Origin of the sequence: Streptomyces sp. NBC_00996, assembly GCF_045162675.1 — a bacterium.
Taxonomy (GTDB): domain Bacteria; phylum Actinomycetota; class Actinomycetes; order Streptomycetales; family Streptomycetaceae; genus Streptomyces.
Map to the genome: position 1 here is coordinate 2,635,231 of NZ_CP108723.1, position 25,502 is coordinate 2,660,732.

General features: G+C 70.7%; 20 protein-coding genes and 3 pseudogenes. 10 read left to right on the top strand and 13 right to left on the bottom strand.

The features are described 5' to 3' along the window. Positions 1–127 precede the first annotated feature (127 nt). From whiA to OG390_RS12580, 7 genes are all read right to left on the bottom strand, one after another. Entirely contained in the window at positions 128–1,117 is a 990-nt protein-coding gene (gene whiA, locus OG390_RS12550; RefSeq protein WP_010987695.1) for a DNA-binding protein WhiA, read from the bottom strand. Next, entirely contained in the window at positions 1,108–2,178 is a 1,071-nt protein-coding gene (yvcK, locus tag OG390_RS12555; protein ID WP_406167490.1) for a uridine diphosphate-N-acetylglucosamine-binding protein YvcK, read from the bottom strand. The genes whiA and yvcK overlap by 10 nt, the downstream gene beginning before the upstream one ends. Further along, positions 2,175–3,206: an RNase adapter RapZ gene (rapZ, locus tag OG390_RS12560; protein ID WP_406167492.1), complete on the bottom strand. Its 1,032-nt coding sequence runs from the start codon at positions 3,204–3,206 to the stop codon at positions 2,175–2,177. The genes yvcK and rapZ overlap by 4 nt, the downstream gene beginning before the upstream one ends. Then, complete coding sequence (gene uvrC, locus OG390_RS12565; RefSeq protein WP_406167494.1) at positions 3,203–5,248, bottom strand: excinuclease ABC subunit UvrC; 2,046 nt, start codon at positions 5,246–5,248, stop codon at positions 3,203–3,205. Before uvrC ends, rapZ begins: the two co-directional genes overlap by 4 nt. A gap of 65 nt (positions 5,249–5,313) precedes the next feature. Continuing rightward, positions 5,314–5,985, bottom strand: a complete 672-nt coding sequence (locus tag OG390_RS12570; protein WP_406167496.1) for a response regulator — start codon at positions 5,983–5,985, stop codon at positions 5,314–5,316. 363 nt (positions 5,986–6,348) lie between these two features. Further along, positions 6,349–9,048: a PAS domain S-box protein gene (locus OG390_RS12575; protein WP_406167498.1), complete on the bottom strand. Its 2,700-nt coding sequence runs from the start codon at positions 9,046–9,048 to the stop codon at positions 6,349–6,351. Further along, positions 9,045–9,458 (bottom strand): hypothetical protein, encoded by a 414-nt coding sequence (locus tag OG390_RS12580; RefSeq protein WP_406167500.1) that lies wholly within the window; start codon positions 9,456–9,458, stop codon positions 9,045–9,047. The genes OG390_RS12575 and OG390_RS12580 overlap by 4 nt, the downstream gene beginning before the upstream one ends. A gap of 172 nt (positions 9,459–9,630) precedes the next feature. On the opposite strand from OG390_RS12580, the gene OG390_RS12585 reads away from it, so the two are divergent. Continuing rightward, the gene (locus OG390_RS12585) at positions 9,631–9,981 is read left to right on the top strand and encodes a response regulator (protein ID WP_406167501.1); all 351 of its coding nucleotides are present in this window, start codon (positions 9,631–9,633) and stop codon (positions 9,979–9,981) included. A gap of 282 nt (positions 9,982–10,263) precedes the next feature. Here OG390_RS12585 and OG390_RS12590 read toward each other — a convergent pair whose 3' ends face one another. Next, positions 10,264–10,731, bottom strand: coding sequence for a hypothetical protein (locus OG390_RS12590; protein ID WP_406167503.1), 468 nt, complete (start codon positions 10,729–10,731; stop codon positions 10,264–10,266). Between the two features lie 310 nt (positions 10,732–11,041). Here OG390_RS12590 and OG390_RS12595 point away from each other — a divergent pair, with 310 nt between their 5' ends. Continuing rightward, positions 11,042–11,989: a hypothetical protein gene (locus OG390_RS12595; protein ID WP_406167504.1), complete on the top strand. Its 948-nt coding sequence runs from the start codon at positions 11,042–11,044 to the stop codon at positions 11,987–11,989. A gap of 31 nt (positions 11,990–12,020) precedes the next feature. Here the strand turns inward: OG390_RS12595 and OG390_RS12600 are convergent, their stop codons facing one another. Next, positions 12,021–12,440: a Rieske 2Fe-2S domain-containing protein gene (locus tag OG390_RS12600; RefSeq protein ID WP_406167506.1), complete on the bottom strand. Its 420-nt coding sequence runs from the start codon at positions 12,438–12,440 to the stop codon at positions 12,021–12,023. A 251-nt stretch (positions 12,441–12,691) separates the two neighbouring features. On the opposite strand from OG390_RS12600, the gene OG390_RS12605 reads away from it, so the two are divergent. Together OG390_RS12605 and OG390_RS12610 are read left to right on the top strand one after the other, a co-directional pair. Beyond that, entirely contained in the window at positions 12,692–13,750 is a 1,059-nt protein-coding gene (locus OG390_RS12605; protein WP_406167508.1) for a LacI family DNA-binding transcriptional regulator, read from the top strand. Further along, positions 13,747–14,658: a carbohydrate kinase gene (locus tag OG390_RS12610; protein ID WP_406167510.1), complete on the top strand. Its 912-nt coding sequence runs from the start codon at positions 13,747–13,749 to the stop codon at positions 14,656–14,658. Before OG390_RS12605 ends, OG390_RS12610 begins: the two co-directional genes overlap by 4 nt. Here the strand turns inward: OG390_RS12610 and OG390_RS12615 are convergent. Together OG390_RS12615 and uvrA are read right to left on the bottom strand one after the other, a co-directional pair. Further along, entirely contained in the window at positions 14,608–14,940 is a 333-nt protein-coding gene (locus OG390_RS12615) for a hypothetical protein (RefSeq protein ID WP_406167512.1), read from the bottom strand. The two genes, OG390_RS12610 and OG390_RS12615, sit on opposite strands and share 51 nt — an antisense overlap. 98 nt (positions 14,941–15,038) lie before the next feature. After that, entirely contained in the window at positions 15,039–18,059 is a 3,021-nt protein-coding gene (gene uvrA, locus OG390_RS12620) for an excinuclease ABC subunit UvrA (protein WP_406167514.1), read from the bottom strand. A gap of 223 nt (positions 18,060–18,282) precedes the next feature. Here uvrA and OG390_RS12625 point away from each other — a divergent pair, with 223 nt between their 5' ends. From OG390_RS12625 to OG390_RS12640, 4 genes and pseudogenes are all read left to right on the top strand, one after another. Continuing rightward, positions 18,283–18,972, top strand: a complete 690-nt coding sequence (locus OG390_RS12625; protein WP_406167516.1) for a maleylpyruvate isomerase family mycothiol-dependent enzyme — start codon at positions 18,283–18,285, stop codon at positions 18,970–18,972. 9 nt (positions 18,973–18,981) lie between these two features. Continuing rightward, entirely contained in the window at positions 18,982–19,638 is a 657-nt protein-coding gene (locus tag OG390_RS12630) for an MBL fold metallo-hydrolase (RefSeq protein ID WP_406167518.1), read from the top strand. 468 nt (positions 19,639–20,106) lie between these two features. Continuing rightward, positions 20,107–20,516 (top strand): annotated as a pseudogene (locus tag OG390_RS12635) (ABC transporter permease subunit); the annotation flags it as partial. Then, a pseudogene (locus OG390_RS12640) lies at positions 20,513–21,264 on the top strand (amino acid ABC transporter ATP-binding protein). The pseudogenes OG390_RS12635 and OG390_RS12640, both read left to right, overlap by 4 nt. Before the next feature lie 84 nt (positions 21,265–21,348). On the opposite strand, the gene aroQ reads toward OG390_RS12640, so the two are convergent. Then, positions 21,349–21,822: a type II 3-dehydroquinate dehydratase gene (aroQ, locus tag OG390_RS12645; RefSeq protein WP_369257708.1), complete on the bottom strand. Its 474-nt coding sequence runs from the start codon at positions 21,820–21,822 to the stop codon at positions 21,349–21,351. A 101-nt stretch (positions 21,823–21,923) separates the two neighbouring features. On the opposite strand from aroQ, the gene OG390_RS12650 reads away from it, so the two are divergent. Together OG390_RS12650 and OG390_RS12655 are read left to right on the top strand one after the other, a co-directional pair. Further along, positions 21,924–22,970 carry a S66 peptidase family protein gene (locus OG390_RS12650; RefSeq protein ID WP_406167520.1) on the top strand — a complete coding sequence of 349 codons (1,047 nt, stop codon included), beginning with the start codon at positions 21,924–21,926 and terminating at the stop codon, positions 22,968–22,970. A 60-nt stretch (positions 22,971–23,030) separates the two neighbouring features. Beyond that, on the top strand, positions 23,031–24,332 hold the full coding sequence (locus OG390_RS12655) for an MFS transporter (RefSeq protein WP_406167521.1): 1,302 nt from the start codon (positions 23,031–23,033) through the stop codon (positions 24,330–24,332). Positions 24,333–24,372: 40 nt separating this feature from the next. On the opposite strand, the pseudogene OG390_RS12660 reads toward OG390_RS12655, so the two are convergent. Next, positions 24,373–25,470: pseudogene (locus OG390_RS12660) on the bottom strand (calcium:proton antiporter); the annotation flags it as partial. Between the last annotated feature and the right edge of the window lie 32 nt (positions 25,471–25,502).

The following is a 25,502-nucleotide window of genomic DNA, read 5'->3' on the forward strand; positions in this document are numbered from 1 at the left end:
ACAGATGCCAGGCTCATGACACTTCATGGTCAAGTCAAGGGCGCCTCAAGGACGTACAAACGCCGGTGCCGACATCCCAAGTGGGTGTCGGCACCAGCGTGTTGAGCTTCTTGTGATCATCGGGGGATCAGCCCGCAAGGTTGTCCGCCATCTCCTCGGTGAGGTTCGACTCGGTCCCGGGGATGCCGAGGTCCTGCGCCCGCTTGTCCGCCATGGCGAGCAGTCGACGGATACGGCCGGCCACGGCGTCCTTGGTCAGCGGCGGGTCGGCGAGCGCGCCCAACTCCTCCAGGGAGGCCTGCTTGTGCTCCATGCGCAGCCGTCCGGCGGCCGCGAGGTGCTCCGGCACCTCGTCGGCGAGGATCTCCAGAGCGCGCTGCACCCGGGCCCCGGCGGCGACGGCGGCGCGGGCCGAGCGGCGCAGGTTGGCGTCGTCGAAGTTGGCCAGCCGGTTCGCCGTGGCGCGGACCTCGCGGCGCATCCGCCGCTCCTCCCAGGCCAGCACGGACTCATGCGCGCCGAGACGGGTGAGCAGCGCCCCGATCGCGTCTCCATCGCGTACGACGACACGGTCCACTCCGCGCACCTCACGGGCCTTCGCCGCGATCGACAGGCGGCGGGCGGCGCCCACCAGCGCGAGCGCGGCCTCAGGGCCCGGGCAGGTCACCTCGAGCGAGGAGGAACGGCCGGGCTCGGTCAGCGAGCCGTGCGCCAGGAACGCCCCGCGCCAGGCCGCCTCGGCGTCGCAGGTGGCCCCCGAGACCACCTGCGGGGGCAGCCCGCGGATCGGGCGGCCCCGGCCGTCGACGAGCCCGGTCTGACGGGCCAGCTGGTCGCCGCCCGCGACGACGCGTACGACATAGCGGGAGCCGCGGCGCAGACCGCCGGGCGCCATCACGATCAGCTCGGAGCTGTGGCCGAAGATCTCCAGGATGTCCCGCTTCAGGCGGCGCGCCGCCATCGCGGTGTCCAGCTCCGCCTCGATCACGATCCTGCCGCTCACCAGGTGAAGGCCGCCCGCGAACCGCAGAATGGCGGAGACCTCCGCCTTTCTGCAGCAGGTCCGGGTGACGGGGAGCCGGGAGATCTCGTCCTTCACCGCTGCCGTCATCGCCATGGGCCGATCCTTCCATGCATCCGAAAAATACGGTCGTACGCGGCGGCCAACAGCTCCGGGTCGTGCCGCGGAGATCCATCGGTCCGGGCCACCGGCGCCAGCTCGACCGCGGCGCCGAACCGCTTGGCGGCGTCGGTGAGTGAGTCGCGGTCGGGCACGGCGGCCTCGTCGGCCAGCACCACGTCCAGGGCGAGTTTAGGGGCGTGTCGTCCCAAAACCTCCAAATGACGCTGCGGGGAGAAGCCTTCGGTTTCTCCGGGCTGCGGGGCGAGGTTCAGCGAGAGTACCCGGCGCGCCTTCGTCTGGATGAGGGCGTCGAGCAATTCGGGCACGAGCAGGTGCGGGATCACCGAGGAGAACCAGGAGCCGGGGCCGAGCACCACCCAGTCCGCGTCGAGGACGGCCGCCACGGCCTCGGGGACGGCCGGGGGGTCGTGCGGCACGACGTGCACGGACTGCACCTCACCGGGCGTGAGCGCCACCGTCGCCTGCCCTCGTACCGTCTCGACGTCATCCGGCCGCTCCGGGGCGTGTCCCTTGACCAGGGCCTGGAGCTCCAGAGGTACGGCCGACATGGGCAGCACGCGGCCGTGCGCGCCCAGGAGCTTGCCGACCAGGTCCAGGGCCTGGACGTGGTCGCCGAGCTGCTCCCACAGGGCGACGATCAGCAGATTGCCGACCGCGTGCTCGTGCAGGTCGCCCTGGGACTGGAAGCGGTGCTGGATGACACGTGCCCAGGTCTGGCCCCAGTCGTCGTCGCCGCACAGCGCGGCCAGGGCCTTGCGCAGGTCGCCGGGCGGCAGCACGCCCAGCTCGTCGCGCAGCCGCCCGCTGGAGCCGCCGTCGTCGGCCACGGTGACGACGGCGGTGAGGTCGCCGGTGATCCGGCGCAGCGCGGCGAGCGAGGCGGACAGGCCCATGCCGCCGCCGAGGGCGACGACCTTGGGCTGGGTGCCCCGGCGGCGCGGCTTCGCACCGCGCGCCTCGGCGGGCTTGCCGCCGCGTCCCTCGGGGGTGACGCGGCGCAGCCTGCTCAGCCGCAGAGCAGCACGTCCGGTCACTCGCGCCCCATGTCCCGGTGCACGACCACGGTCTCCACGCCCTGGGAGACGAGACGGGCGGCGAGCTTCTCGGAGGTGGCGACCGAGCGGTGTTTGCCGCCGGTGCAGCCGACCGCGATGGTCACGTAGCGCTTGCCCTCACGCCGGTACCCCGCCGCGATGAGCTGGAGCAGCTCGGCATAGCGGTCGAGGAACTCCTTGGCGCCGGGCTGGTTGAAGACGTACGCCGCGACCTCCTCGTTCAGGCCGGTGAAGGGGCGCAGCTCGGGGACCCAGTGCGGGTTGGGCAGGAAGCGCATGTCCACGACCAGGTCGGCGTCGACCGGCAGGCCGTACTTGAAGCCGAAGGACATGACGGTGGCCCGCAGCTCGGGCTCCTCCTCGCCGGCGAACTGGGCGTCCATCTTGGCGCGCAGCTCGTGCACGTTCAGGCTGGAGGTGTCGATCACCAGGTCGGCGTCGCCGCGCAGCTCGCGCAGCAGCTCGCGCTCGGCGTCGATGCCGTCGACGATGCGGCCGTCGCCCTGGAGGGGGTGCGGGCGGCGCACCGACTCGAAGCGGCGTACCAGGGCCTCGTCGGAGGACTCCAGGAAGACGATCCGCCGGGTGACGTGCTTCGACTCCAGGTCGGCGAGGGACTCACGGAGGTTGTCGAAGAAGCGGCGCCCGCGTACGTCGACGACGACCGCGATCCTGGCCACGTTGCCCTGGGAGCGGGCGCCGAGCTCCACCATGGTGGGGATCAGCGCGGGCGGCAGGTTGTCGACGACGAACCAGCCGAGGTCCTCCAGACACTTGGCGGCCGTCGACCGACCCGCCCCGGACATACCGGAGATGATCACCAGCTCGGGGATGGCCACCTCGGGGGCCCCGGCCGATTCGATACCCGTACCCACCTGTGCTCCGTCTTCCTGCGGCGCTTCGTGCTCCAGGTGATCTTCGCCTGTTTCCTTGTGCGCTTCGTGTGCGTCGTGCACTTCCTGACCCAGTGCCGGGCGTTCCTCTTCGCGCGCGTCGTTCTCGGTCATCTCTCCTGCCCCCGTCGCTCGTCCGAGGCGCCCGCGGTCACGGGCTCCTCTGAGGAGCCCGCCGTCGTTTCGGGCTCCCCGTCTTCCTCATCTCCCATGATCTCTCCAGTCGCCGTGTTCACGGCGGGTGCGGCCGGGGCCGCCTGGGCGAGGGCCACGGCGATCGTCTCGGCCGTCTTGCGGCCTATGCCGGGAACCTCGCGGATCTGGTCGATTGTCGCGGATCGCAGCTTTTTCACCGAGCCGAAGTGCTTGATCAGCGCCTGCTTGCGCGTCTCGCCCAGGCCCGGCACGTCGTCCAGCGGGCTCGCCCTGAAGCGCTTGGCCCGCTTGGTGCGCTGGTAGGTGATCGCGAAGCGGTGGGCCTCGTCACGGACCCGCTGCAGCAGATACAGGCCCTCACTGGTGCGCGGCAGGACCACCGGGTCGCCCTCGTCCGGCAGCCACACCTCCTCCAGGCGCTTGGCGAGGCCGCATACGGCGATGTCGTCGATGCCGAGTTCGTCGAGAGCCTTCTTGGCTGCCGCGACCTGCGGCTGGCCGCCGTCGACCACGACGAGCTGCGGGGGGTAGGCGAAGCGCTTGGGGCGGCCGTCCTCCTCGGTGAGCCCGCTCTCGCCATCGGCCCACTCCCCCGTCTTCTCCTTCTCGGCGAGGTAGCGCCTGAAGCGGCGGGTGATCACCTCGCGCATGGACCGGACGTCGTCCTGGCCCTCGAAACCCTTGATCTGAAAGCGCCGGTACTCGCTCTTGCGCTGGAGCCCGTCCTCGAAGACGACCATCGACGCCACGACGTCGTCGCCCTGGAGGTGCGAGATGTCATAGCACTCGATCCGCAGGGGTGCGCTGTCCAGGTCGAGTGCCTCGGCGATCTCCTCCAGGGCGCGCGAGCGGGTGGTCAGGTCGGATGCACGCTTGGTCTTGTGCAGCGCGAGCGACTGGAGAGCGTTGCGCTGCACGGTCTCCATGAGGGCCTTCTTGTCGCCCCGCTGGGGGATGCGCAGCGAGACGTTCGACCCGCGGCGCTCGGCGAGCCACTCCTGGACGGGCTCCACCAGGTCGGGCAGCGCCGGGACGAGCACTTCCTTGGGGACGGAGTCGCCCGTCTCCTCCCCGTAGAGCTGCTGGAGCGCGTGCTCGACGAGGTCACCGGTGGTGACGGCCTCCACCTTGTCCGTGACCCACCCGCGCTGGCCGCGCACGCGACCGCCGCGTACGTGGAAGATCTGCACGGCCGCTTCCAGCTCGTCCTCGGAGACGGCGATCAGGTCGGCGTCGGTCGCGTCGGCGAGCACGACCGCGCTCTTCTCCATGGCCTTCTTCAGGGCCTCGATGTCGTCGCGCAGGCGGGCCGCCCGCTCGTACTCCATCTCCTCGGCCGCGTCCGTCATCTGCTTCTCGAGCCGGCGGATGTACGTCCCCGTACGCCCGGCCATGAAATCGCAGAACTCCTCGGCCAGGTCACGGTGTTCCTCGGCGGAGACGCGCTCGACGCAGGGTGCGGAGCACTTGCCGATGTAGCCGAGCAGGCAGGGGCGGCCGGTGCGGGCCGCGTTCTTGAAGACGCCGGCGGAGCAGGTGCGGACCGGGAAGACGCGCAGCAGCAGGTCCACGGTGTCGCGGATCGCCCACGCGTGCCCGTACGGACCGAAGTACCGCACGCCCTTGCGCTTCTGGCCGCGCATCACCTGAACGCGCGGGAACTCCTCGTTCATCGTCACCGCGAGGTACGGATAGCTCTTGTCGTCGCGGTACTTGACGTTGAACCGGGGGTCGAACTCCTTGATCCAGGAGTACTCCAGCTGAAGCGCCTCGACCTCCGTGGACACGACCGTCCACTCCACCGACGCGGCCGTCGTGACCATGGTGCGGGTGCGGGGGTGCAGGTTCGCCAGGTCCTGGAAGTAGCTCGCCAGGCGCTGGCGCAGGCTTTTCGCCTTTCCGACGTAGATCACCCGGCGGTGCTCGTCGCGGAATTTGTACACCCCGGGAGAGTCCGGGATCTGTCCCGGCTTGGGGCGGTAGCTGGAGGGGTCGGCCATGTCACACACCCTACTGGCGAGGGCTGACAGCGCGGCGACCCTGTGGACAAGGCCGGAGCCCTGCCTCAGCGCGACTCCAGGAAGGTCAGGACGGCCAGGACACGGCGGTGGTCGTCGGGCTCCTCCTGGAGTCGGAGTTTTCCCAGGATGCTGCGGACGTGTTTCTCCACGGTGCCCTCGGTGACCCACAGGCGGCGGCCGATGCCCGCGTTGGAGCGGCCCTCGGCCATGAGGGCGAGGACCTCGCGCTCGCGGGAACTGAGGAAGGACAGCGGATCGTCGCGGCGCTGGGCGGAGACCAGCTCCTGCACCAGAGAAGGGTCGACGACCGAGCCGCCCCTGCTTATCCGGTCGAGTGTCTCGAGGAACTCGTCCACGACGGTGATCCGGCTCTTGAGGAGGTAGCCGACCTTGCGACCGCCGACCAGCAGCTCCAGGGCGTCCTCGACCTCCACGTAGGCCGACAGGACCAGGATGCCGGTGGCGGGATGGTGCTCGCGGATCGTGCGGGCCGCCTTGAGTCCCTCGGTCGAGTGGGACGGCGGCATTCTTATGTCGATGATCGCCAGATCGGGGCGCTCGTCGGCGACCAACTCCAAGAGCCGCGAGGCGTCGCCGGCCTGCCCGATCACCTCGTAGCCGACGCGCTCGCACAGACTCGCCAGACCCTCCCTGAGCAGGACGTCGTCGTCGGCGAGGACGACCCGTCCCCGACCCGGCTGCTGCGATGCGTCCATGGTCCCGGCTCCCCTTGCCCGACCTGTCCGGTGCACCCCCAACAGCCTGCCGGACCCCCGGGGTTACGGCTAGCCGGAAGCCGAATTGGGGGCTGGCCGTGACGACACGGGGTCCTTACGGCGCGATGCTCGAACCAGTGCGGACGCAGCGGACCGGCCGCCCCGGGCGAGGGGCGGCAGGTCGGACGGTACGCCCCGGGCGAGGGGCGACCGGACGGTCGAAGGGCTGCGGGAGAGAAGGCGGACACGGATCGAGAAACGACGGTGGTCGGTCCGTGCCCGCCGGTACGCGTCCTGCCCCCTCGTACGCGTCCCGCCCCCCGGCGCCGGGCACACCCCGGGCGGTCACTCCTGGGTCGGCGGTTACCGCATCGGCAGCCGTACCGTCAGGGTGGTGCCTCTCCCCGGCGGGCTGCTGATCGCGAGCTTGCCTCCGATCGCCTCGACGCGGTCGGTGAGCCCGACGAGACCCGAGCCGCCGCCGGGGTCCGCGCCCCCGGTCCCGTCGTCGCCGATGGACACCTCCAGGACGTCGACGTACGTCCGCGCCTCGACCCGTACGACCGTGGCCTGGGCGTGCTTGGCGGCATTGGTGAGGCATTCGGAGGTCACGTAGTAGACAGCGACCTCGGTCTGTTCCGGAAGGCGCACGGAGGGCAGCCGCAGATCCAGTTCCACGGGTACGGCGGAGCGGCGGGCCAGGGCGCGCAGGGCGGGGCCCAGGCCGCCCCTTGAGAGGATCGCCGGGTGGATGCCGCGGGAGACCTGCAACAGGTCCTCGAAGGCGTCGTCCAGGCCCTTGCTGATGTGCGCCAACTGCTCCACGAACTCGGCGGATTGATCGTCCATCATGGACTCGGCCATCCGCAGGTCCAGCTGGAGCGAGACCAGCCGCTGCTGGACGCCGTCGTGCAGATCGCGCTCGATACGGCGCCGCGACGCGTCCGAAGCGGCCACTACGCGCGCGCGTGAAGCCGTGAGCTGAGCCCGGCCGTCGGCGTTGGCGATGGCGGTGGCGATGAGTTCGGTGAAGTCGGCGAGCCGGGACTCGGTGCCCGGGGGCAGCGGCTCCGGGCCCGTCGGGGCCGCGACGACCGCACCCCACATACGGTCGTCGACGACGATCGGCGCTCCGACCGACCGTCCGGCGCGGGCCACCCGGCGAGTCTCGGCCACCGCGCCGGCCGCCGCCGCCTCGCCCGCACTCGCGGCCGCGCGGGCCGAACCGAGGAGCGTGACGGCACCGTCGGCCCCGTAGCGAAGAACGGCCGCGGTCCCGGTACTCAGCACCATCCCCACCTCACGAGCGACCGCGGCGAACACCTCGTGCGGCGGCTCACCGCGCGCCACGAGGGTGGCGACGCGGCGCAGCGCGGCCTGCTCCCGGTCGGCGCGGCGGCTCTCGGTGACATCGCGCGCGGCGGCGTAGACAAGGCCTTCCCCGGCCACCGGGCGAGCGCTCCACTGCAGCCAGCGCTCGGTGCCGTCCTCGCGCAGGCAGCGGTTCTCGAACTCGCCGAGCTCGACGCCGTCGTCCAGGCGGTGGAGGACGGCACGCGTGCGTGCCCGATCGTCCGGGTGGACGAACTCCAGCCAGGGCTTGGTGAGGAGCACTTCGGCGGGGTGCCCGAGGGTTCGTTCGAAGGTGGGGTTCACGCGCTTGAGGTAGCCGTCGATCCCGAAGATGCACAGCAGGTCGAGGGAGAGGTTGAAGATGCTCGCCAGCTCCCGCTCGGCCTTGCGGCGCCTACCGTGCGCGGCGGCGAAGGACTCCATGGCGTCGTTCATGCCGCCCAGCAGCTGTGCCCAGGTCCCTTCGAACCCGGCGGCGTCCGCGCGGTGGCCCAGCCGGTTGTCGTCGATCGCCGCGTTCATACTGCGGATCTCGGCAGCAAGCCGCTCGCTGTTGACATGGAGTTCGCGGAAGGTGTCGGCGACGACGCCGAGCTCGTCGCGCCCCCTGTAGTGGACGTCGTACGACAGGTCTCCGGCAGCGAGGGCCTTGGCACCCCCGGAGACCTCGGTGAGCGGACGCGTGATGGAGCGGCGCAGCGTCAGGGCGAGGACGGTGACGGCGAAAAGCACTCCTCCGGAGAGGGCGAGTTCGCGCTCACCCCTGTCTCGGGCACTGTTCAGGCCGTGGTCGGCGTCGGACGCGAGTTCGTGGGCCGTCTCGTGCGCGATGCCGCGCAGGGCGGCGAGTCGCTCGGTGGAGGCCATGAGCCAACGGTCCAGCGAGGGCAGTTTCGGATTCGCTCCTTGGGCTGTCATGAGGGCTTCGCGGGCCGCGCGCACGGTGCGCCCCGCGGGCTGCCGCAGCGCCCTGGCGAGCCGGGCGCGCAGCGGCTCCGAGGCGGTCCGGCGGAAGGTGTCGAGCTCGGCGCTCTCCAGGGCGGGCCAGCGGTTGGCGGGGGCACCTCGGCCGTCCGGGGGCGGTGCCGCGTGCAGGACGGCGAGCTCGACGCGTTCGCGCTCGGCGGCCTCGATGGCGCCCAGGATCGCCGGATAGGCGTCACCGGAGCGGCCCGCGGCCCGCGTGGGGCGGCTGGAGTCGAGGCGGCGGACGGTGTCGAGCAGATACGTCTCGACGGTCGCGTAGCGCTGCTCGATCCCCGCCGCGGTGAGCGCGCCGCCGGCCGACTCCAGCCGGACCGCATGGAGCTGGTTGCGCAGGGAGCCGAGGACGCCGGGCCGGCCCCGGTGCCGGGACCCGGCGCTCTCGGCGGCAATCAGGGCGCGGTCGGTGGCGCCCCTGGCGGCGCCCCGCTCGGCCGCCGTGGCCGCCGGGTCCGGGGCCACGGCGGCGACCACCTCCGTGAGGCGCTCACGGGCGACGGCCTCGTAGAGCCCGGCCGTCGCGAAGGACACCCTCGTGGAGGCCCTGAAGTTCTGCAGGGTGCGCGCTTCGTGCCACTGGGCCACGGCCGAGAAGACCGTGAAGGCGAGCAGTCCGGCGACCGGCAGCAGGGCGAGCAGCATGAGCTTGGTGCCCACCCGCAGCCGCGCGAGCAGCGGCGGACAGGCCCCGGCTGTGCGCGCCGGACGCCGGCCGCCGGGTCTCATGGCCCGCCCACCGGGTGACTCCGGTGGTGGGCCAGATCCTTGTCGGTGCCCGTGCCCGTGCCCTTGCCGAAGTCGGGCAGGTCGCCGCCGACGCCCCCGGATTCGACCGGATCCGCGTACGGGCGCTCTTCAGGACGTGCGACCGTCTCGACCCGTAGGGCCTGCTGCGCGTCGTTGAAGTCCTCGACCCGGCGACGCATCGTGTCGAGCTCTCCGCTCGGGCCCGCGCGGAACCACACGCTGATGTCGGGGGTGCCCTTGAGTTTTCTGTCGCCCGTGGTGTCCTCGCGCGCCTTGGAACGCGCTCCGTCGTCGCCGTCCCAGCCGCATCCGGCGGCGAGGAGGGCCTCGCAGACCGCTCCGGCGAAGAACGCCCGGCCTGGTATCGGTTTCCTTCGGAGCAACGTCATCGTGTACCCCCATCCAACCGACGGGACACGGCCACCCCAGGGCATCGACATGCTACCGCCCGTGACGCGCCGCTGCTCTCCGTGAACGCGAACATCCCTGTCTGGCAAAGGACTTCAGCACTTTCCGGCTAGCTGGAAAGCGCGAAGGTCAACCTGTTGGGAAGCTGTCCGCATGTCCATGCGCTGTCTCCTCGTCGACGACAGCGCCCGGTTCCTGGAGGCCGCGCGCGCCCTGCTGGAGCGTGGTGGGGTACAGGTCGTCGGTGTCGCCACGACGGGCGCGGAGGCCTTCGCGCGAGCCGTTGAACTGGCCCCGGACGTCGCCCTGGTCGATATCGACCTCGACGGCGAGAACGGCTTCGAGGTGGCGGGACGGCTCGCGGGAAGCGTGCCCGCCGTGATCCTCATCTCGACGCACTCCCTGGAGGACTTCCAGGAACTCGTCGCGGCCAGCTCGGCCCGCGGCTTCCTCCACAAGTCGGCGCTCTCGGTACGGGCGATACGGGAGTTGCTGGGGCCCTAGTGCCGCGTCAGCCGAGGTTCGCCCCGTCGCGACGCCCGGCACGCTCCCCCACTGCCTCAAGGGCGTGGGAGGTGCCCCCACTCGCCGCACCGGCCGAAAGCCCAAGTACATCCAGTACGAGGACTTCCGGCCGGCACTCCCCCAGCCTTCGGCCGGGGGGACCCCCAGAGCACGCACCGGACGCCGCTCCTCAACGGGCAAACCCTGGCCGACGCGGCCAGTCGCCGCTTCGACGGCCGGGCGGAGCCGGGGGCGACTCCTCCCGCCTCCACGCAGGCGGAGTCAGCGGCGGCATCGGCGCAGGGCGCGGGAGGCGCTCAGGGCGAGGGCGACAAGGGCCCCGACGCCGGCGATCGCCGAGGCGATGACGACGGCGGGGCCGGGGCCCTCCGGTGCGCCCGGGCGCCCGGTCCCAGGGGACTCGGAGCCGTATCCGCCCACCTCGCCGGACCGCGCGTAGGCGGAGCCGGGGAGCCGGTCCGCGTACGCCTTGTGCACGCGCGCGATGGGCGGGGAGCGCCGTGCCACGGGAGCCGATCGCCTGCCGGGCGTCCGCGTCGAGGGGCAGCACGCGAGCGTGGCGCTGGACGTACCAGGCGTCGCCGGCGCGGCGGCGGCGCGCTGTACGGCGGCCGGGGACGTCGGTGAGGGACCGGCGTCGGCCCGGGGGGAGGCAGCGGCCATGCCCAGCAGCAGGGCGGCGGAGCAGCCCGCGACGACGGCGCTGGTGCCGCGGCTGCGTCGAGCCATCGCGCGCGCCCCGATCCGGTACAGCGAGAGTGGGTGCAGGAGAAGGAGTCGTTGGCGGTCTTCTGTGGCGCATCACGGTCCTCCCGAGTGGGGTTCCAGGAGTGGAGGAGCGCGTCCGGACACTGCGGTGAAGCATGTTGAGCATCAGGTGTTGTCGGGGCTTGGTCAACACGCTTCAATGCGGGGGAACTCGGGGCGTGAACGGCGGCAGACGCGTGTGAACGGGCCGCGCGCGCCGACCTGGCCGCCCCGACCACTCGCACGAACGGCCTGACCAGCCGTAGTGAACATTCACAGAAAGGCCCCCTGCATGCGGCACGGCACACAGCACGCGGACGTCGCCACGGCGGAGCTGGAGACGGCTCTGCGGGGCGGCCCCTTCCATGTCGCGCTGCGCGCCGCGATCGCCGCCCGCGGACTGCCGCTGCAGCGCGTACAGCACCATCTGTCGCGGTACGGGGTCAAGGTCGGGGTGACGAGCCTGAGTTACTGGCAGCAGGGCGCCCGGCGCCCACAGCGCCCCGAGTCGCTACGGGCCGTCCGCGCCCTGGAGGAGATCCTCCAGCTCCCCGACGAGTCACTGATCCGGCTGCTCGCCAAGGCGGACGAGCACTCCGGTCCGGAACGCCCCGCGGGTCGGTCGTACCGCTCCCTCGTCGAGGCCTCCGGCGTCCTGGAGCGGCTCCTGGCCGAACTGGAGTCACCTCTCGACGGCGGGCTGCACACCCTCGGTCACCACGAACGCGTACGGATCGGAGCACACCGCGAGTTGCTGGGCCGCGAGTCGCACCACATAGTCCGCGCCCACAGGAACGGAGTGGACCGCTATGTGGCCATCCACCACGGAGACCCGGGATGCGCTCCGGAGCGGATGGCGGTACGCGCCCTGGAGAACTGCCGTACGGGGCGCGTGCGCTGGCATCACGACACCGGAGTGCTCGTGGCCGAGCTGCTCTTCGACACACGCCTGCGCGCCGGTGACACGTTCCTGTTCCGCTACGGCTTCGACGACGGTACGGCCGGTGCGTCCAGCGAGTACGTCCGCGGCTTCAGCTTCGCGGGCGGGCAGTACGCCCTCCAAGTTGCGTTCGCCGAGGAGGCGCTGCCCGTGCGCTGCCACCGGTTCACCCAGCACTCGGCGGCGGCTCCGCGCAGCGGCCGCCAGGAACTCACGCTGAGCGGTCGCCACCGCTCGGTGCATCTGGTCGAGCCGCGCGTGCGGTCGGGGATCCTGGGGATCGGGTGGGACTGGGAGTGACCGACCCAGGGTCGATGTCGCGCAGGCCTCTTCAGGCGCCCGGGCCCGCGACTATCTTCCCGTCCTTCGCCTCCACGGACAGCTCGTGCAGCGGCACGGTGGCCGGCGCCTGCAGCACCTTGCCCGTCGCGGCGTCGAACTCACTGCCGTGGCAGGGGCAGACGAGCGTCGTGCCCTGAAGTTTGTTGATGGCGCACCCTGCGTGCGTGCAGATCGAGCTGAACGCCTTGAGCTCGCCGTTCTCGGCGCGGCTGACCACGACATTCCGATCCCGATACAGCTTGGCACCGCCCTTGGCGATCTCGCTCTCCGCACCCAGCTCGACCGGCGCGGTCGGCGTCGCGGGTGCCCTGCCGTCGTCACCACCACCGGAGCACGCGGTGAGGGCAAGCCCGGCGACCGGGGTGAGCGCCGCTCCCCGCAGGACGGTACGACGGCTCGCTGACGGCATGGCATCTCCACTGGTCGGGGGGCGGTGGACACCGACACGGGTAGAGGGCGGTGCACACCGACGATACCGGCATGAACCATTCCGCTCGTGGCGGGGGAGCCGACTCCACGGCGCGCACGTAGACGCTTACGCAATCGCTTGCGCGAGCGCGGACGTCAACGCTTCCGCAAGCGTTGACGTAAGCGTTTACGTCAGCCGCCGGATGGGATACGTTCCCCTGCTAACAAGCGGGTCCCAGGGGAGGCAGCGCCATGGCAACAATGGTCGACGTGGCCCAGCGGGCAGGCGTGTCCACCGCGACCGTCTCGCACGTGCTCAACGACACGCGCCCGGTGCTGCCCCAGACGCGCCAGGCCGTCCTCGATGCCATCGACGAGCTCGGCTACACGCCCAACACCCTGGCCCGTTCGCTGGTCACCGCACGCACGCGGTCCATCGGGCTCGCGGTGTCGGCGATCAGCAACCCGTACTTCACGGAGATCCTTCAGGGCGTCGAGGCCGGCGCCCTGAAGCACGGTTACAGCCTGCTGATCGCCGATCCGCACGACGATTCGCAGCATGAGCGGAAGGTCGTTCAGCTGCTGCACGAGCGACGCGTCGACGGCATGATCATCGCGCCCTCCGCCGCTCCGGCCGAGCTCCTCGGCTACCTCGGGCAGCACGACGTGCCCACCGTCTTTCTGGACCGACTCGTCGACTCCCCCGCCGAGGGCCCCCTCCGATTCGACCAGGTCTGCACCGAGAACACCGAGCCCATGACGAGACTGGTCACCCACCTCGCCGAACTGGGCCACCAACGCGTCGGACTGGTCGCGGGTCTGCCCGGGCTCAGCACCACGACCGAGCGGATCACCGGCTACCGTCACGGCCTCGCGTACGCCGGACTCCCGTACGACGAGCGGCTCGTCGCGCCCGGCAACTCCCAGGCCGGCGCTGCCGAGGAGGCCACCCACGCCCTGCTGTCCCTCGCGATGCCGCCCACCGCGCTCGTCACCGCCAACAACGCCATGACCATCGGCGCGCTGCGGACCGTGCGCGAACGGAACCTGTCCGTGCCCGACGACCTGGCGCTGTGCTGCTTCGACGACTTCTCCTGGGCGGACCTGTTCACACCCCGGCTGACCGCGATCGCCCAGCCCAGCAAGGAGATCGGGGCCCAGGCCGTCCGACTGCTCCTGGAACGCATCACGTCGCCCGGCCGTCCGGGCCGTACCGTCCGGCTGCCCTCCACCTTCGTCCACCGCACCTCATGCGGCTGCCCCGAGAGCTCCAAGAGTCCCGAGAGCCACAGGAAAGGACCCGAGTCGTGATCGTCGTCGCCGGTGAGGCCCTGATCGATCTGGTACCGCAGGGCGCGGGCGCCCTCGTCGGACTGCTGCCGCGCCTGGGCGGCGGCCCCTACAACACGGCCGTGGCGCTCGGCCGCCTCGGCTCTCCCACGGCCTTCTGCTCCCGGGTCTCGTACGACGCGTTCGGCGAGGCGCTCCTCGGCGGTCTCGGCGAGGCGAACGTCGACGTGTCGTCCGTACAGCGCGGAACGGAGCCGACGACCCTCGCGGTCGCCTCGATCGGCACGGACGGCTCGGCCGCGTACTCCTTCTACGTCGAGGGCACGGCGGACCGTCTCTTCTCGGCACCGGACCAACTCCCCGACGCCACGAGGGCGGTGTCCTTCGGCACCTGCTCCCTCGTCCTGGAGCCGGGCGCGAGCGCGTACGAGGAGCTGATGCGGACCGCCGCCGCGCGCGGCGTGTTCACCGCGCTCGACCCGAACATCCGGGCCGGGCTGATCCCCGACGCGGACGCCTACCGGGCCCGCTTCAAGAGCTGGCTCCCATCGGTCTCGCTCCTCAAGCTCTCGCAGGAGGACGCCCTGTGGCTCGGAGGCACCCCGCGCGAGTGGCTGGCGTCCGGCCCCGCGGCCGTGGTGATCACCCAGGGCGGTGACGGCCTGACGGCGTTCACCCGCGACGGGTCGGTCCACTCCGTACCCGGCGAACCGGTCGACGTCGTGGACACCATCGGCGCCGGCGACACGGTGAACGCGGCGCTGCTGCACGGCCTGGCCGCGCGGGACGCTCTGTCACCCGCGGCCATGGCAGCCCTCGGCGCCGACGGCTGGACCCAGCTGCTGCGTTTCGCGGCCCGCGCGGCGGCGATCACCTGCTCACGCGCGGGAGCCGAACCGCCCTACGCCTCCGAACTCGGCGACCTGTAGCGGGACGTTCAACCGCCCTCCGAGCGCCCCGGGCTGCCGCTCATCGAGCCGGTCGAGCGCGCTCGCCGTGGCTTCGTCCGCGGGGAGGTGTACGACCACTCGATGGCCGTCGTCCGGCAGGGCGAACGTCTCGTACGAAAGGCGCAGTGGGTCGGCCTCCAGGTGCGAGATGAGGTCGGTTCCGGACTTCGGAACCGGGTTCCTCGGTGATGTTGTCAGGAGGAGCAGCTGGACAACGCAGTTCGCCGAGCCGCAGAAACAGGACGGCTGACTGTGCAACACACGGCGCCCCACGGGGAGTACCCGTGGGGCGCCGTATTTCCTCGGACTTGTCGGCCCCCGTGCGGCCGTCCGATTCAGGCCCTGAGGGCCGGTTCGAGTCAGGCCTTGCGAGCCCGCGTGGTCTTCTTCGCGGGGGTCGCCTTCTTGGTGGCCGCCTTTTTGGTGGCCGTGTTGTTGACGACCTTCGTGGTCGTCTTCTTCGCCGTCGCCCCGGCCGCCGCCACCTTCTTGGCGGCGGTCTTGCGCTCGGCCTTCACGGGGGCCGCGTCGCTGATCCGGTCGGCGCCGAGGATCTCACGCAGGAACTTGCCGGTGTGGCTGGTCGGAACGCCGGCGACCTGCTCGGGAGTGCCCTCGGCGATCACGAGACCGCCGCCGTTGCCGCCCTCGGGACCCATGTCGACGACCCAGTCCGCGGTCTTGATGACATCGAGGTTGTGCTCGATGACGATGACCGTGTTGCCCTTGTCGACCAGGCCGGACAGCACCGTGATGAGCTTGCTGATGTCCTCGAAGTGCAGACCGGTGGTCGGCTCGTCGAGCACGTACACCGTGCGGCCCGTGGAACGCTTCTGGAGCTCGCTCGCGAGCTTGACGCGCTGCGCCTCACCGCCGGACAGCGTCGGCGCGGACTGGCCGAGCCGGACGTAGCCCAGGCCGACGTCGTTGAGCGTCCTCAGGTGGCGGGCGATCGCCGGGACGGCCTCGAAGAAGCCGAGGGCCTCCTCGATCGGCATGTCGAGGACCTCGGAGATGGACTTGCCCTTGTAGTGGACCTCCAGGGTCTCCCGGTTGTAGCGCGCCCCGTGGCAGACCTCGCAGGGGACGTACACGTCCGGCAGGAAGTTCATCTCGATCTTGATGGTGCCGTCACCGGAGCAGTTCTCGCAGCGGCCGCCCTTGACGTTGAAGGAGAAGCGGCCGGGCAGGTAGCCCCGCACCTTCGCCTCGGTCGTCTCCGCGAACAGCTTGCGGACGTGATCGAAGACTCCGGTGTACGTCGCCGGGTTCGACCGGGGCGTACGGCCGATGGGCGACTGATCGACGTGCACGACCTTGTCGACGAGGTCGTCGCCCTCCACGCGCGTGTGTCGCCCGGGAACGTTCCTCGCTCCGTTCAGCTCGCGGGCCAGGTGCGTGTACAGGATGTCGTTGACCAGCGTCGACTTTCCGGAGCCCGAGACGCCGGTGACGGCCGTGAGGACGCCGAGCGGGAAGGACACGTCGATGTCCTGGAGGTTGTTCTCCCGGGCGCCGTGCACCGTGAGCCGGCGGCTCGGGTCGGCGGGGCGGCGGATGTCCGGGGTCGCGATCTCCTTCTTGCGCGACAGGTACTGGCCGGTCATCGACTCGGCGTTGGTGAGCAGCTCCTTCAAGGGGCCGCTGTGCACGACCTTGCCGCCGTGCTCACCCGCGCCGGGGCCGATGTCGACGACCCAGTCGGCGACCTTGATGGTGTCCTCGTCGTGCTCGACGACGATGAGCGTGTTGCCCATGTCGCGCAGCCGGACCAGGGTCTCGATCAGCCGGTGGTTGTCACGCTGGTGCAGGCCGATGGAGGGCTCGTCGAGGACGTACAGGACGCCCACCAGCCCGGAGCCGATCTGAGTGGCCAGACGGATGCGCTGGGCCTCACCACCGGAGAGGGTGCCGGCCGCGCGGTTCAGCGACAGGTAGTCGAGGCCGACGTCGACCAGGAAGCGCAGCCGTTCGTTGACCTCCTTCAGGACGCGCTCGGCGATCTTCTTGTCGCGGGCGTTGAGCTTCAGCTCGCCCAGGAAGTCCGCGCAGTCGCTGATGGACATCGCGGAGACCTCGGCGATCGACTTCTCCATGACGGTGACCGCGAGGACGAGTGGCTTCAGACGCGTGCCCTCGCAGGTGGGGCACGGCACCTCTCGCATGTAACCCTCGAAGCGCTCGCGGCTCGCGTCGCTCTCGGCGTCGCTGTGCCGGCGCTTGACGAAGTTCACTGCACCCTCGAAGGACGCCATGTACACGCGCTCGCGGCCGTACCGGTTGCGGTAGCGGATCTGGATCTGTGTCTTGTGGCCGTAGAGCAGGGCCTTCTTGGCGCGCTGCGGCAGGCCCGCGAAGGGGATGTCCGTCCGGAAGCCGAGTGCGTCCGCGAGGGCGCCGATCTGGCGGTCGAAGTAGTCCTTGGTGTGTCCGTGCGACCAGGGGTGGATGGCGCCCTCGTCGAGGGACTTCTCCTGGTCCGGGATGATCAGCTCGGGGTCGACCTCCATGCGCGTACCGATGCCGGTGCACTCGGGGCAGGCGCCGAAGGGCGAGTTGAAGGAGAAGGAGCGGGGCTCCAGCTCTTCGAAGGACAGGTCGTCGTACGGGCAGTAGAGGTGCTCCGAGTACATGCGCTCGCGCTCGGGGTCGTCCTCGGGGAGGTCGACGAAGTCGAGCACGACCATCCCGCCGGAGAGGCCGAGGGCGGTCTCCACGGAGTCGGTCAGGCGGCGCTTGGCGGAGTCCTTCACCGTGAGGCGGTCGACGACCACCTCGATGGTGTGCTTCTCCTGCTTCTTCAGCGTGGGCGGCTCGGTGAGCTGGATCGTCTCGCCGTCGACCCTGGCCCGGCTGAACCCCTTGGTCTGGAGATCGGCGAAGAGGTCGACGAACTCTCCCTTGCGCTCGCGCACCAGCGGCGACAGGACCTGGAAGCGGCTCCCCTCCGGCAGCTCCAGGACCTTGTCGACGATGGCCTGCGGCGATTGGCGCGTGATGGGGCGCCCGCACTCGGGACAGTGCGGCTTGCCGATGCGCGCGAAGAGCAGGCGGAGATAGTCGTAGACCTCGGTGATGGTGCCGACCGTCGAGCGCGGGTTGCGCGAGGTCGACTTCTGGTCGATGGAGACCGCCGGGGAGAGGCCCTCGATGAAGTCCACATCCGGCTTGTCCATCTGACCGAGGAACTGCCGGGCGTACGAGGAGAGCGACTCCACGTAGCGCCGCTGCCCCTCGGCGAAGATCGTGTCGAAGGCCAGCGAGGACTTGCCCGACCCCGACAGGCCCGTGAAGACGATGAGCGAGTCGCGCGGGAGGTCGAGCGAGACATTCTTGAGATTGTGCTCGCGCGCTCCACGAACGATGAGACGGTCGGCCACGCCGGTCCGCACCTTTCTTGAGAGAAGTGACAGGGGCGGGGCCCCCGTCCATTTCAGACTAGGGGGAGCCACTGACAGCGCCGGGTGCTTTCCCTGGTTCACAACAATCCCGGGCCATCCAGCATGCCCGACGCCGCGCCCGAGCTTATAGCACGGGTATTCGATTTGCGGGGGTGGTCGACCACCTTCACCCGAACGTGTGGCCGGGGCTAGGGTCGGCCTCATGATTGATCATGTGCGCGACCTGGCGTCTGTACGTGACGCGACCGAACGGCTGCTCACCGCAGCCGCCAAACTGGACAACGCATCACTGGCCGAGCCGTCACGGCTTCCCGGCTGGAGCCGCGGCCACGTCCTCGCCCACCTCGCCCGCAACGCGGACGCTCTCGTGAACGTCCTCGAAGGGCGCCCCATGTACGTCTCCGGCGACGCCCGGGACACCGACATCGAGCGGGACGCGCCGCGCCCGCTGGTCGCGCAGCTCGCGGACGGCCGCGAGAGCGCGGCCCGCTTCCAGGAGGCGGCGGCCGCCCCCGCGGACTGGTCGCGCACGGTGGAGCTGCGCAACGGGGTCACGGACTCGGCTTCCCGGGTGCCGTTCCGGCGGTGGGTCGAGGTGGAGCTGCACCACGTGGATCTGGGGATCGGGTACGAGCTCGAAGATCTTCCGGAGGAGTTCGTGGAGCGGGAGATCGAGTTCCTGGCCGACCGCTTCGCCGGGCATCCCGATGTGCCGCCCACACGGATCACGGACAGCTCGCGCGCGTGGCACACGGGACGTGACACGGAGGGCGCCCCGGAGGTCACCGTGACCGGGCCGGCGCCCGCGCTCCTGGGCTGGCTCGCGGGACGCCGCGACGGGGCCGATCTGACGGTCGACGGTGGCCTGCTTCCCACCCTCCCCCCGCTATAGGCTGCCGTCATGACGTACAGCGGAGCGGTGAAGGTCGGCGGCCCTGCCGATGTGCATGAGCTGCAGGACCTGATGATCTCCAAGGTCGCCGTGGGCCCTATGGACAACAACGCCTATCTGCTGCGCTGCCGGGCCACCGACGAGCAGCTTCTGATCGACGCGGCGAACGACGCCTCGACGCTGCTCACGCTGATCGGTGACGACGGCATCGCGTCCGTCGTGACCACCCATCAGCACGGCGACCACTGGCAGGCGCTCGCGGAGGTCGTGGCGGCCACCGGCGCGCGCACCTACGCGGGCCGGGACGACGCCGACGGCATTCCGGTGCCGACCGACGTCCCCATGGACGATGGCGACACGATCCGGGTGGGGCGCGTGGAACTCACCGCGCGCCACCTGGTGGGACACACGCCGGGCTCGATCGCCCTCGTCTACGACGACCCGCACGGGCATCCGCATGTGTTCACCGGGGACTGCCTCTTCCCGGGCGGTGTGGGCAACACACGCAAGGACCCGAAGGCGTTCGCCAGCCTCATCCACGACGTCGAGACCAAGATCTTCGACGCGCTGCCGGACGAGACCTGGGTCTACCCCGGGCATGGCAATGACACGACGCTGGGCGCGGAGCGACCGCATCTGCCGGAGTGGCACGCGCGAGGTTGGTGAACCCGGGCCGGGGCGCGTGCTCCTTGAGCACACGCCCCACGCTTCGCTCATTGAGCACGCACCCCTTGTCTCGCTCATTGAGCACCCACCCCAGCGCCTCGCTCGTTGAGCCCCCAACCCCAGCACCTCGCTCATTGGGGACGCGTCACGCCTTGCCATACGCGAGCGCCGTGCATGACTCATGCTTCGGCACCCCCTCACACCTCCCGACCGCGCCCCCGCATGTTCCTCGCCACCGCGCCGCGTCCCGCGCATTCAGGTGCGCGCGCCCCACGCGATGAGTGAAGCGCGCGCCCCGTGTGAACCGAGCGCACGCGCCGGTGTCACGCGTGCGCTCCCGGCGGAGGCACTGGTGCAGTCCACTGGAGGCAGCCCCGCGCAGGATGACGGCTCCTGCGCGGCAACGGGCCGCCGGCCTTCGATCCCCGCCCTCGGCCGGCGGCCCCGGCAGACCTTCCTGTCGAGCACCCGGTCCTGCTCGGCGGGACGGCGCTGACGCTGACGTACTCGGCGTATGTCGCCGAGGTGTTCCGCGCCGGCATCGAGTCCATCCACCCTTCGCAGCGCGCCGCGGCCCGCTCGCTGGGCCTCACCAACCGGCAGGCCCTGCGCTACGTCGTCCTCCCCCAGGCCGTACGCCGCCAGGTGCCGCCGCTCCTCAACGATCTGGTGTCCCTCCAGAAGGACACCGGACTGGTCTCGATCGGCGGCGCGGTCGACGCGGTGCGTGCCGCCGACATCATCGTGGGCCGCAGCCTCAACTACACGCCGTACATCGTCGCGGGCCTGGTCTTCGTCGCCCTGACCATCCCGATGACCCGACGGACTGGGTCACGGCCCGGATGGACCGTCAGCGGGCGCAGGGAGGGACCATATGACCGACGCTCCGGTGCTGCGGATGGAGTCCGTCCGTAAGGCCTTCGGTGAATCGGTCGTGCTGCGGGACATCGACCTGGACGTCGCCCCGCACACGGTGACCGCGCTCATCGGCGCCTCCGGCTCCGGCAAATCGACCCTGCTGCGCTGCGCGAACCTCCTCGAAGAGATAGACGACGGCGCGATCTGGCTGGACGCCGAGGAGATCACCGACCCCCGGGCCGACCAGGACGCGGTGCGCCGCCGGATCGGCGTGGTGTTCCAGGCGTACAACCTCTTTCCGCACATGACCGTCCTGGAGAACATCACCCTGCACCGCGTCGCGTGCACGGCGTGAACCGCGCGGAGGCGGAGGCGCACGCGCGTGAGCTGCTGGAACGGCTCGGGCTCGGCGCCAAGGCGAACGAGTACCCGGACCGGCTGAGCGGCGGCCAGCAGCAGCGGGCCGCCATCGTCCGCGCCTTGGCCGTACGCCCCCGGCTGCTCCTCCTCGACGAGATCACCGCCGCCCTCGACCCAGAACTCGTGGGCGAAGTCCTGAACGTCGTCAGGGACTTGAAGGACGAGGGCCTGACCATGGTCCTCGCCACGCACGAGATGGGCTTCGCCCGCGAGGTCGCGGACCAGGTCTGCTTCCTGGACGGCGGTGTGGTCCTTGAGCGCAAAACGGCCGAGGAGGTCTTCGGTGACCCCCGAATGGAGCGCACTCAGCGGTTCCTGCGACGGATCGTGGAGGCGGGACGACTCTGATCGCACGCCGCACGGCGAGGCCGATCAGCCCACCAGCAGCTCGCTGCCCTCGGGTATCTCCGCCCAGCGCCGCGGCGGCTCCCGTCAGGCGTCCGCCTGCCCCGTTCCCGCCAGGGTCGCGACCCGCTCCACCGCGAACGCGTACCCCTGCACACCGCAGCCCGCGATGACGCCGTCGGCTCGGAGCGAGACGTACGAGTGGTGCCGGAACTCCTCCCGCTGGTGGATGTTGGAGATGTGGACCTCAACCACAGGAAGGCCGTCACAGGTGTTGAGCGCATCCAGGATCGCGACGGAAGTGTGCGAATAGGCGGCCGGGTTGATGACGATTCCCGCGTGGTTCAGGCGCGCTTCGTGGATCCACTCCACCAGTTCGCCCTCGTGGTTGGACTGCCGGAAGTCCACCGTGCCGCCGTGCGCGGCCGCCGCCTTGGCGCACAGCGCCTCCACGTCCGCGAGCGTGTCCGAGCCGTAGATCTCCGGCTGGCGCTGGCCGAGGAGGTTCAGATTGGGCCCGTTGAGGATCATGATCGGGGCGTTGGCGAGGGTGCGGGGCACGGTTCCTCCGGTCCTTCAGGTCTGCCGGTCCGTTGAGGACCGCTGCTCAGACCCGGTTTATCACGGTGCACAGGACAAGTGACGGCCCGTACCCTCCCGTCATGACGACGCCCACCTACCCTCCCAAGCCCGCGCCCGGCGACCGGATAGCCGTGGTCTCGCCGTCCGGTGGGCTGCCGGGACTCCTCCCGCTCCCGTACGAGCTGGGCCTGGAGCGACTGCGCAAGGAGTACGGCCTCGAACCGGTCGAGTACCCGACGACCCGGAAGATGGGCTCGACACCGCAGGAGCGGGCGGACGACCTCCACGCGGCGTTCGCCGATCCGACGATCAAGGCCGTCATCGCGTCGATCGGCGGCTCCGACCAGATCACGGTGCTGCCGCTGCTGGACCGGGAGTTGATCCGCGCGAACCCGAAGCCGTTCTTCGGTTACAGCGACAACACGAACCTCCTCGCATATCTGTGGAACGCCGGAATCGTCGGCTACCACGGTGGAACGGTGATGTGCGAGTTCGGCCGCCCCGGCGCCATGGATCCGCTGACCGCCGAGTCGCTGCGGGCCGCGTTGTTCACGTCCGGGCCGTACGAACTGCGCCCCGCCGTCCGCTTCGGGGACGTCAACGGCCCCTGGGACGACCCGGCGACCTTCGACTCCGAGCCCCCGACGGAACCGGGCGCCGGCTGGACCTGGCACCGTCCCGACCGCGTCGTCGAGGCCCCGTCCTGGGGCGGCAACATCGAGATCCTGTCCTGGCTGCTGATGGCCGACCGTGAGATCGCCCGTGATCCTTCCGTGTACGACGGCCATGTGCTGTTCCTGGAGACCTCGGAGGACATGCCCAAGGCCGACGACGTCTTCTGGATCCTGCGCAGCATGGGAGAGCGTGGCCTGCTGCAACGCTTCCCGGTGCTTGTGATGGGCCGCCCGAAGGCGTGGTCGTTCCAGCAGCCCAACGACGCGGAGGCCAGGGCCCGTTATGTGCGAGAGCAGCATGAGGCGGTCCTCCGGGCCGTCGACATATATGCCCCGGACATGATGGTCGTCTTCGACGTGGACCTCGGACACACCGATCCCCAAAGCGTCATCCCCTACGGAGGCGCCATCCGCGTCGACGGCCCTGCACGGCGCATTACCGTCACGTACTGAAGCGGACCTCACCACCACGCGCCCCCGTAACTGTTGGTCACCGTGGGTAGTTGACGCGGCATGCACGACGTACGCACCGTAAGGGCGCCTTCCATGCTGCGGCTCGCGGCCGCCTCGCTCGCCGGGACGGCCATCGAGTTCTACGACTTCTTCGTCTACGGGACAGCGGCCGCACTGGTCCTCGGGCCACTGTTCTTCCCGACGTTCTCACCACTGGCGGGGACGTTGGCGGCCTTCGCGACGTTCGGCGTCGGGTTTGTCGCACGCCCTCTCGGCTCGGTGCTGTTCGGGCACATCGGGGACCGGCGCGGGCGGCGCCCCGTCCTGGTCGCCTCGCTGCTGCTGACCGGCGCGGCGACCGTCGCCGTCGGCTGCGTACCGACGTACGACAGCATCGGTATCGCCGCTCCCGTGCTCCTTCTTGTGCTGCGTTTTCTGCAGGGGCTCGGACTTGGCGGTGAATGGGGCGGGGCGGTGCTGCTGACCGCCGAGCACGCGCCCGCCGAGCGGCGAGGGCTGTGGTCGAGCTTCCCGCAGATCGGGCCTTCGCTGGGGTTCGTGCTGGCCAACGGCGTGATGCTGGTGCTGTCGGCGACGCTGACCGACGCGCAGTTCGCTGCGTGGGGATGGCGCGTGCCGTTCTGGGCGGCGGGAGTGCTCGCGGCGGCGGGGCTGTGGCTGCGCGGCTCGCTCGCGGAGAGCCCGCGGTTCCTGGAGATGCGGGACCACGCGCGCGTGCCGCTCGCCGAGGTGGTGCGCGACCACTGGCGGCTCGTGCTGTTGACCGCCGGCGGGCTCGCGGTCGGATACGCCGTGTTCTACGCGGTGACGACCTGGGCGCTCGCCTACGGTGTCGAACGGCTCGGTGTGAGCCGCACCGTCATGCTGACCTGCATCATGTCCGCCGTGGTGGTGAAGGGCTCCCTGACGCCCCTGATCGCCCTGCTCGGCGACCGCTACGGGCGGCGGCCACTCTGCCTGGCGGGCTGCGCGGGTACCGCGCTGTGGATGTTCCCGATGATCGGGCTGCTGTCCACCGGCGAGCCTCTGCTGATGTTCCTCGGCTTCCTGGGGGCGCTGATCGCGTTCATCACGATGTTCGCCGTCATCGCCGCGTATCTGCCGGAGTTGTACGAACCCCGGGTGCGCTGCACCGGCGCGGCGGTGGGCTACAACCTGGGCGGGGTCCTCGGGGGCGCGCTCACACCGATCGTGGCGACGGCGCTGGCGAGCGGAGAGCGCGTCCCGTGGGGCGTGGCCGCGTATCTGACCGGGATCGCACTGCTCAGCCTGGGGTGCTTCGCCCTGCTGCCGGAGACCCGGCCCGTGGCGCGGCTGGCGGTCGTCCAGGCCGCGGATTGACGGACCACGCCGTAGAGGAGTTCGTGCGTGACCGCGTCACGGGGGTGACCGCCAGCTCCAGATAAGCCGCGAAGACCACCAGATGGACGCCTCCCTGGAGCGGGGTCGCGCGCCCCGGAACCACCGTCAGAGAGCTCACCACCACGGTCAGCGCGAGCAGCACCATCTGGGTGGCGCCGAGGCCGAGGACAAGCGGCCCGGAGAGCCAGACGGACGCCAGGGCAACGGCGGGGATCGTCAGTCCGATGCTGGCCATCGCGGAGCCGAGAGCAAGGTTCAGGCTGGTCTGCACGCGGTCGCGGCGGGCCGACCGCAGGGCGGCGAGGGTCTCGGGGAGCAACACGAGCAGCGCGATGATCACACCGACCACGGAGTGCGGCATGCCGGCCGCCTCGACGCCGTACTCGATGGTGGGCGACACGCCCTTGGCGAGCCCGACCACGCCGATGAGAGCGAGGCCGAGCAGCCCCAGGCTGATCCCGGCGTCGCGGGCGGACGGTGCGTTGGCGTGGTCGTCCGCAGCGATCACCTCGCCCTGCCGGGTGATGGGCAGGAAGTAGTCACGGTGGCGCACGGTCTGCGTCGTCACGAAGAGGCCGTACAGGACCAGCGAGGCGAGCGCGGCGAAGGTGAGCTGGGCCGCGGAGAACTCCGGGCCCGGCTTGCTGGTGGTGAACGTCGGGAAGGCCAGACTGAGCGTGGCGAGCGTCGCGACGGTCGCGAGGGCGGCACCGGTGCCTTCCGCGTTGAAGACGGCGAGCCCGTGGCGCAGCGAGGCGACGAGCAGACACAGTCCGACGATGCCGTTGCACGTGATCATCACGGCTGCGAACACCGTGTCGCGGGCCAGCGTCGAGCTCTTGGCGCCGCCGTCCACCATCAGGGTGACGATCAGCGCGACCTCGATGATCGTGACGGCGACGGCGAGCACGAGTGACCCGAAGGGTTCGCCGACCCGGTGCGCGACCACCTCGGCATGGTGGACGGCGGCCAGCACGGCCCCGGCGAGGACCAGCGTCACCAGCGCGACGACCGCCCCGGGCAGCTCGCGGCCCCAGGTGCAGGCCAGCAGCACCACTGCGACCTCGGGCATGACGGCCGTCCACCGCGTCACGAGTGACCGGAGCCTAGCGATCATGCGGCGATCGTCGCAGGCGTACGCGGGCCCCG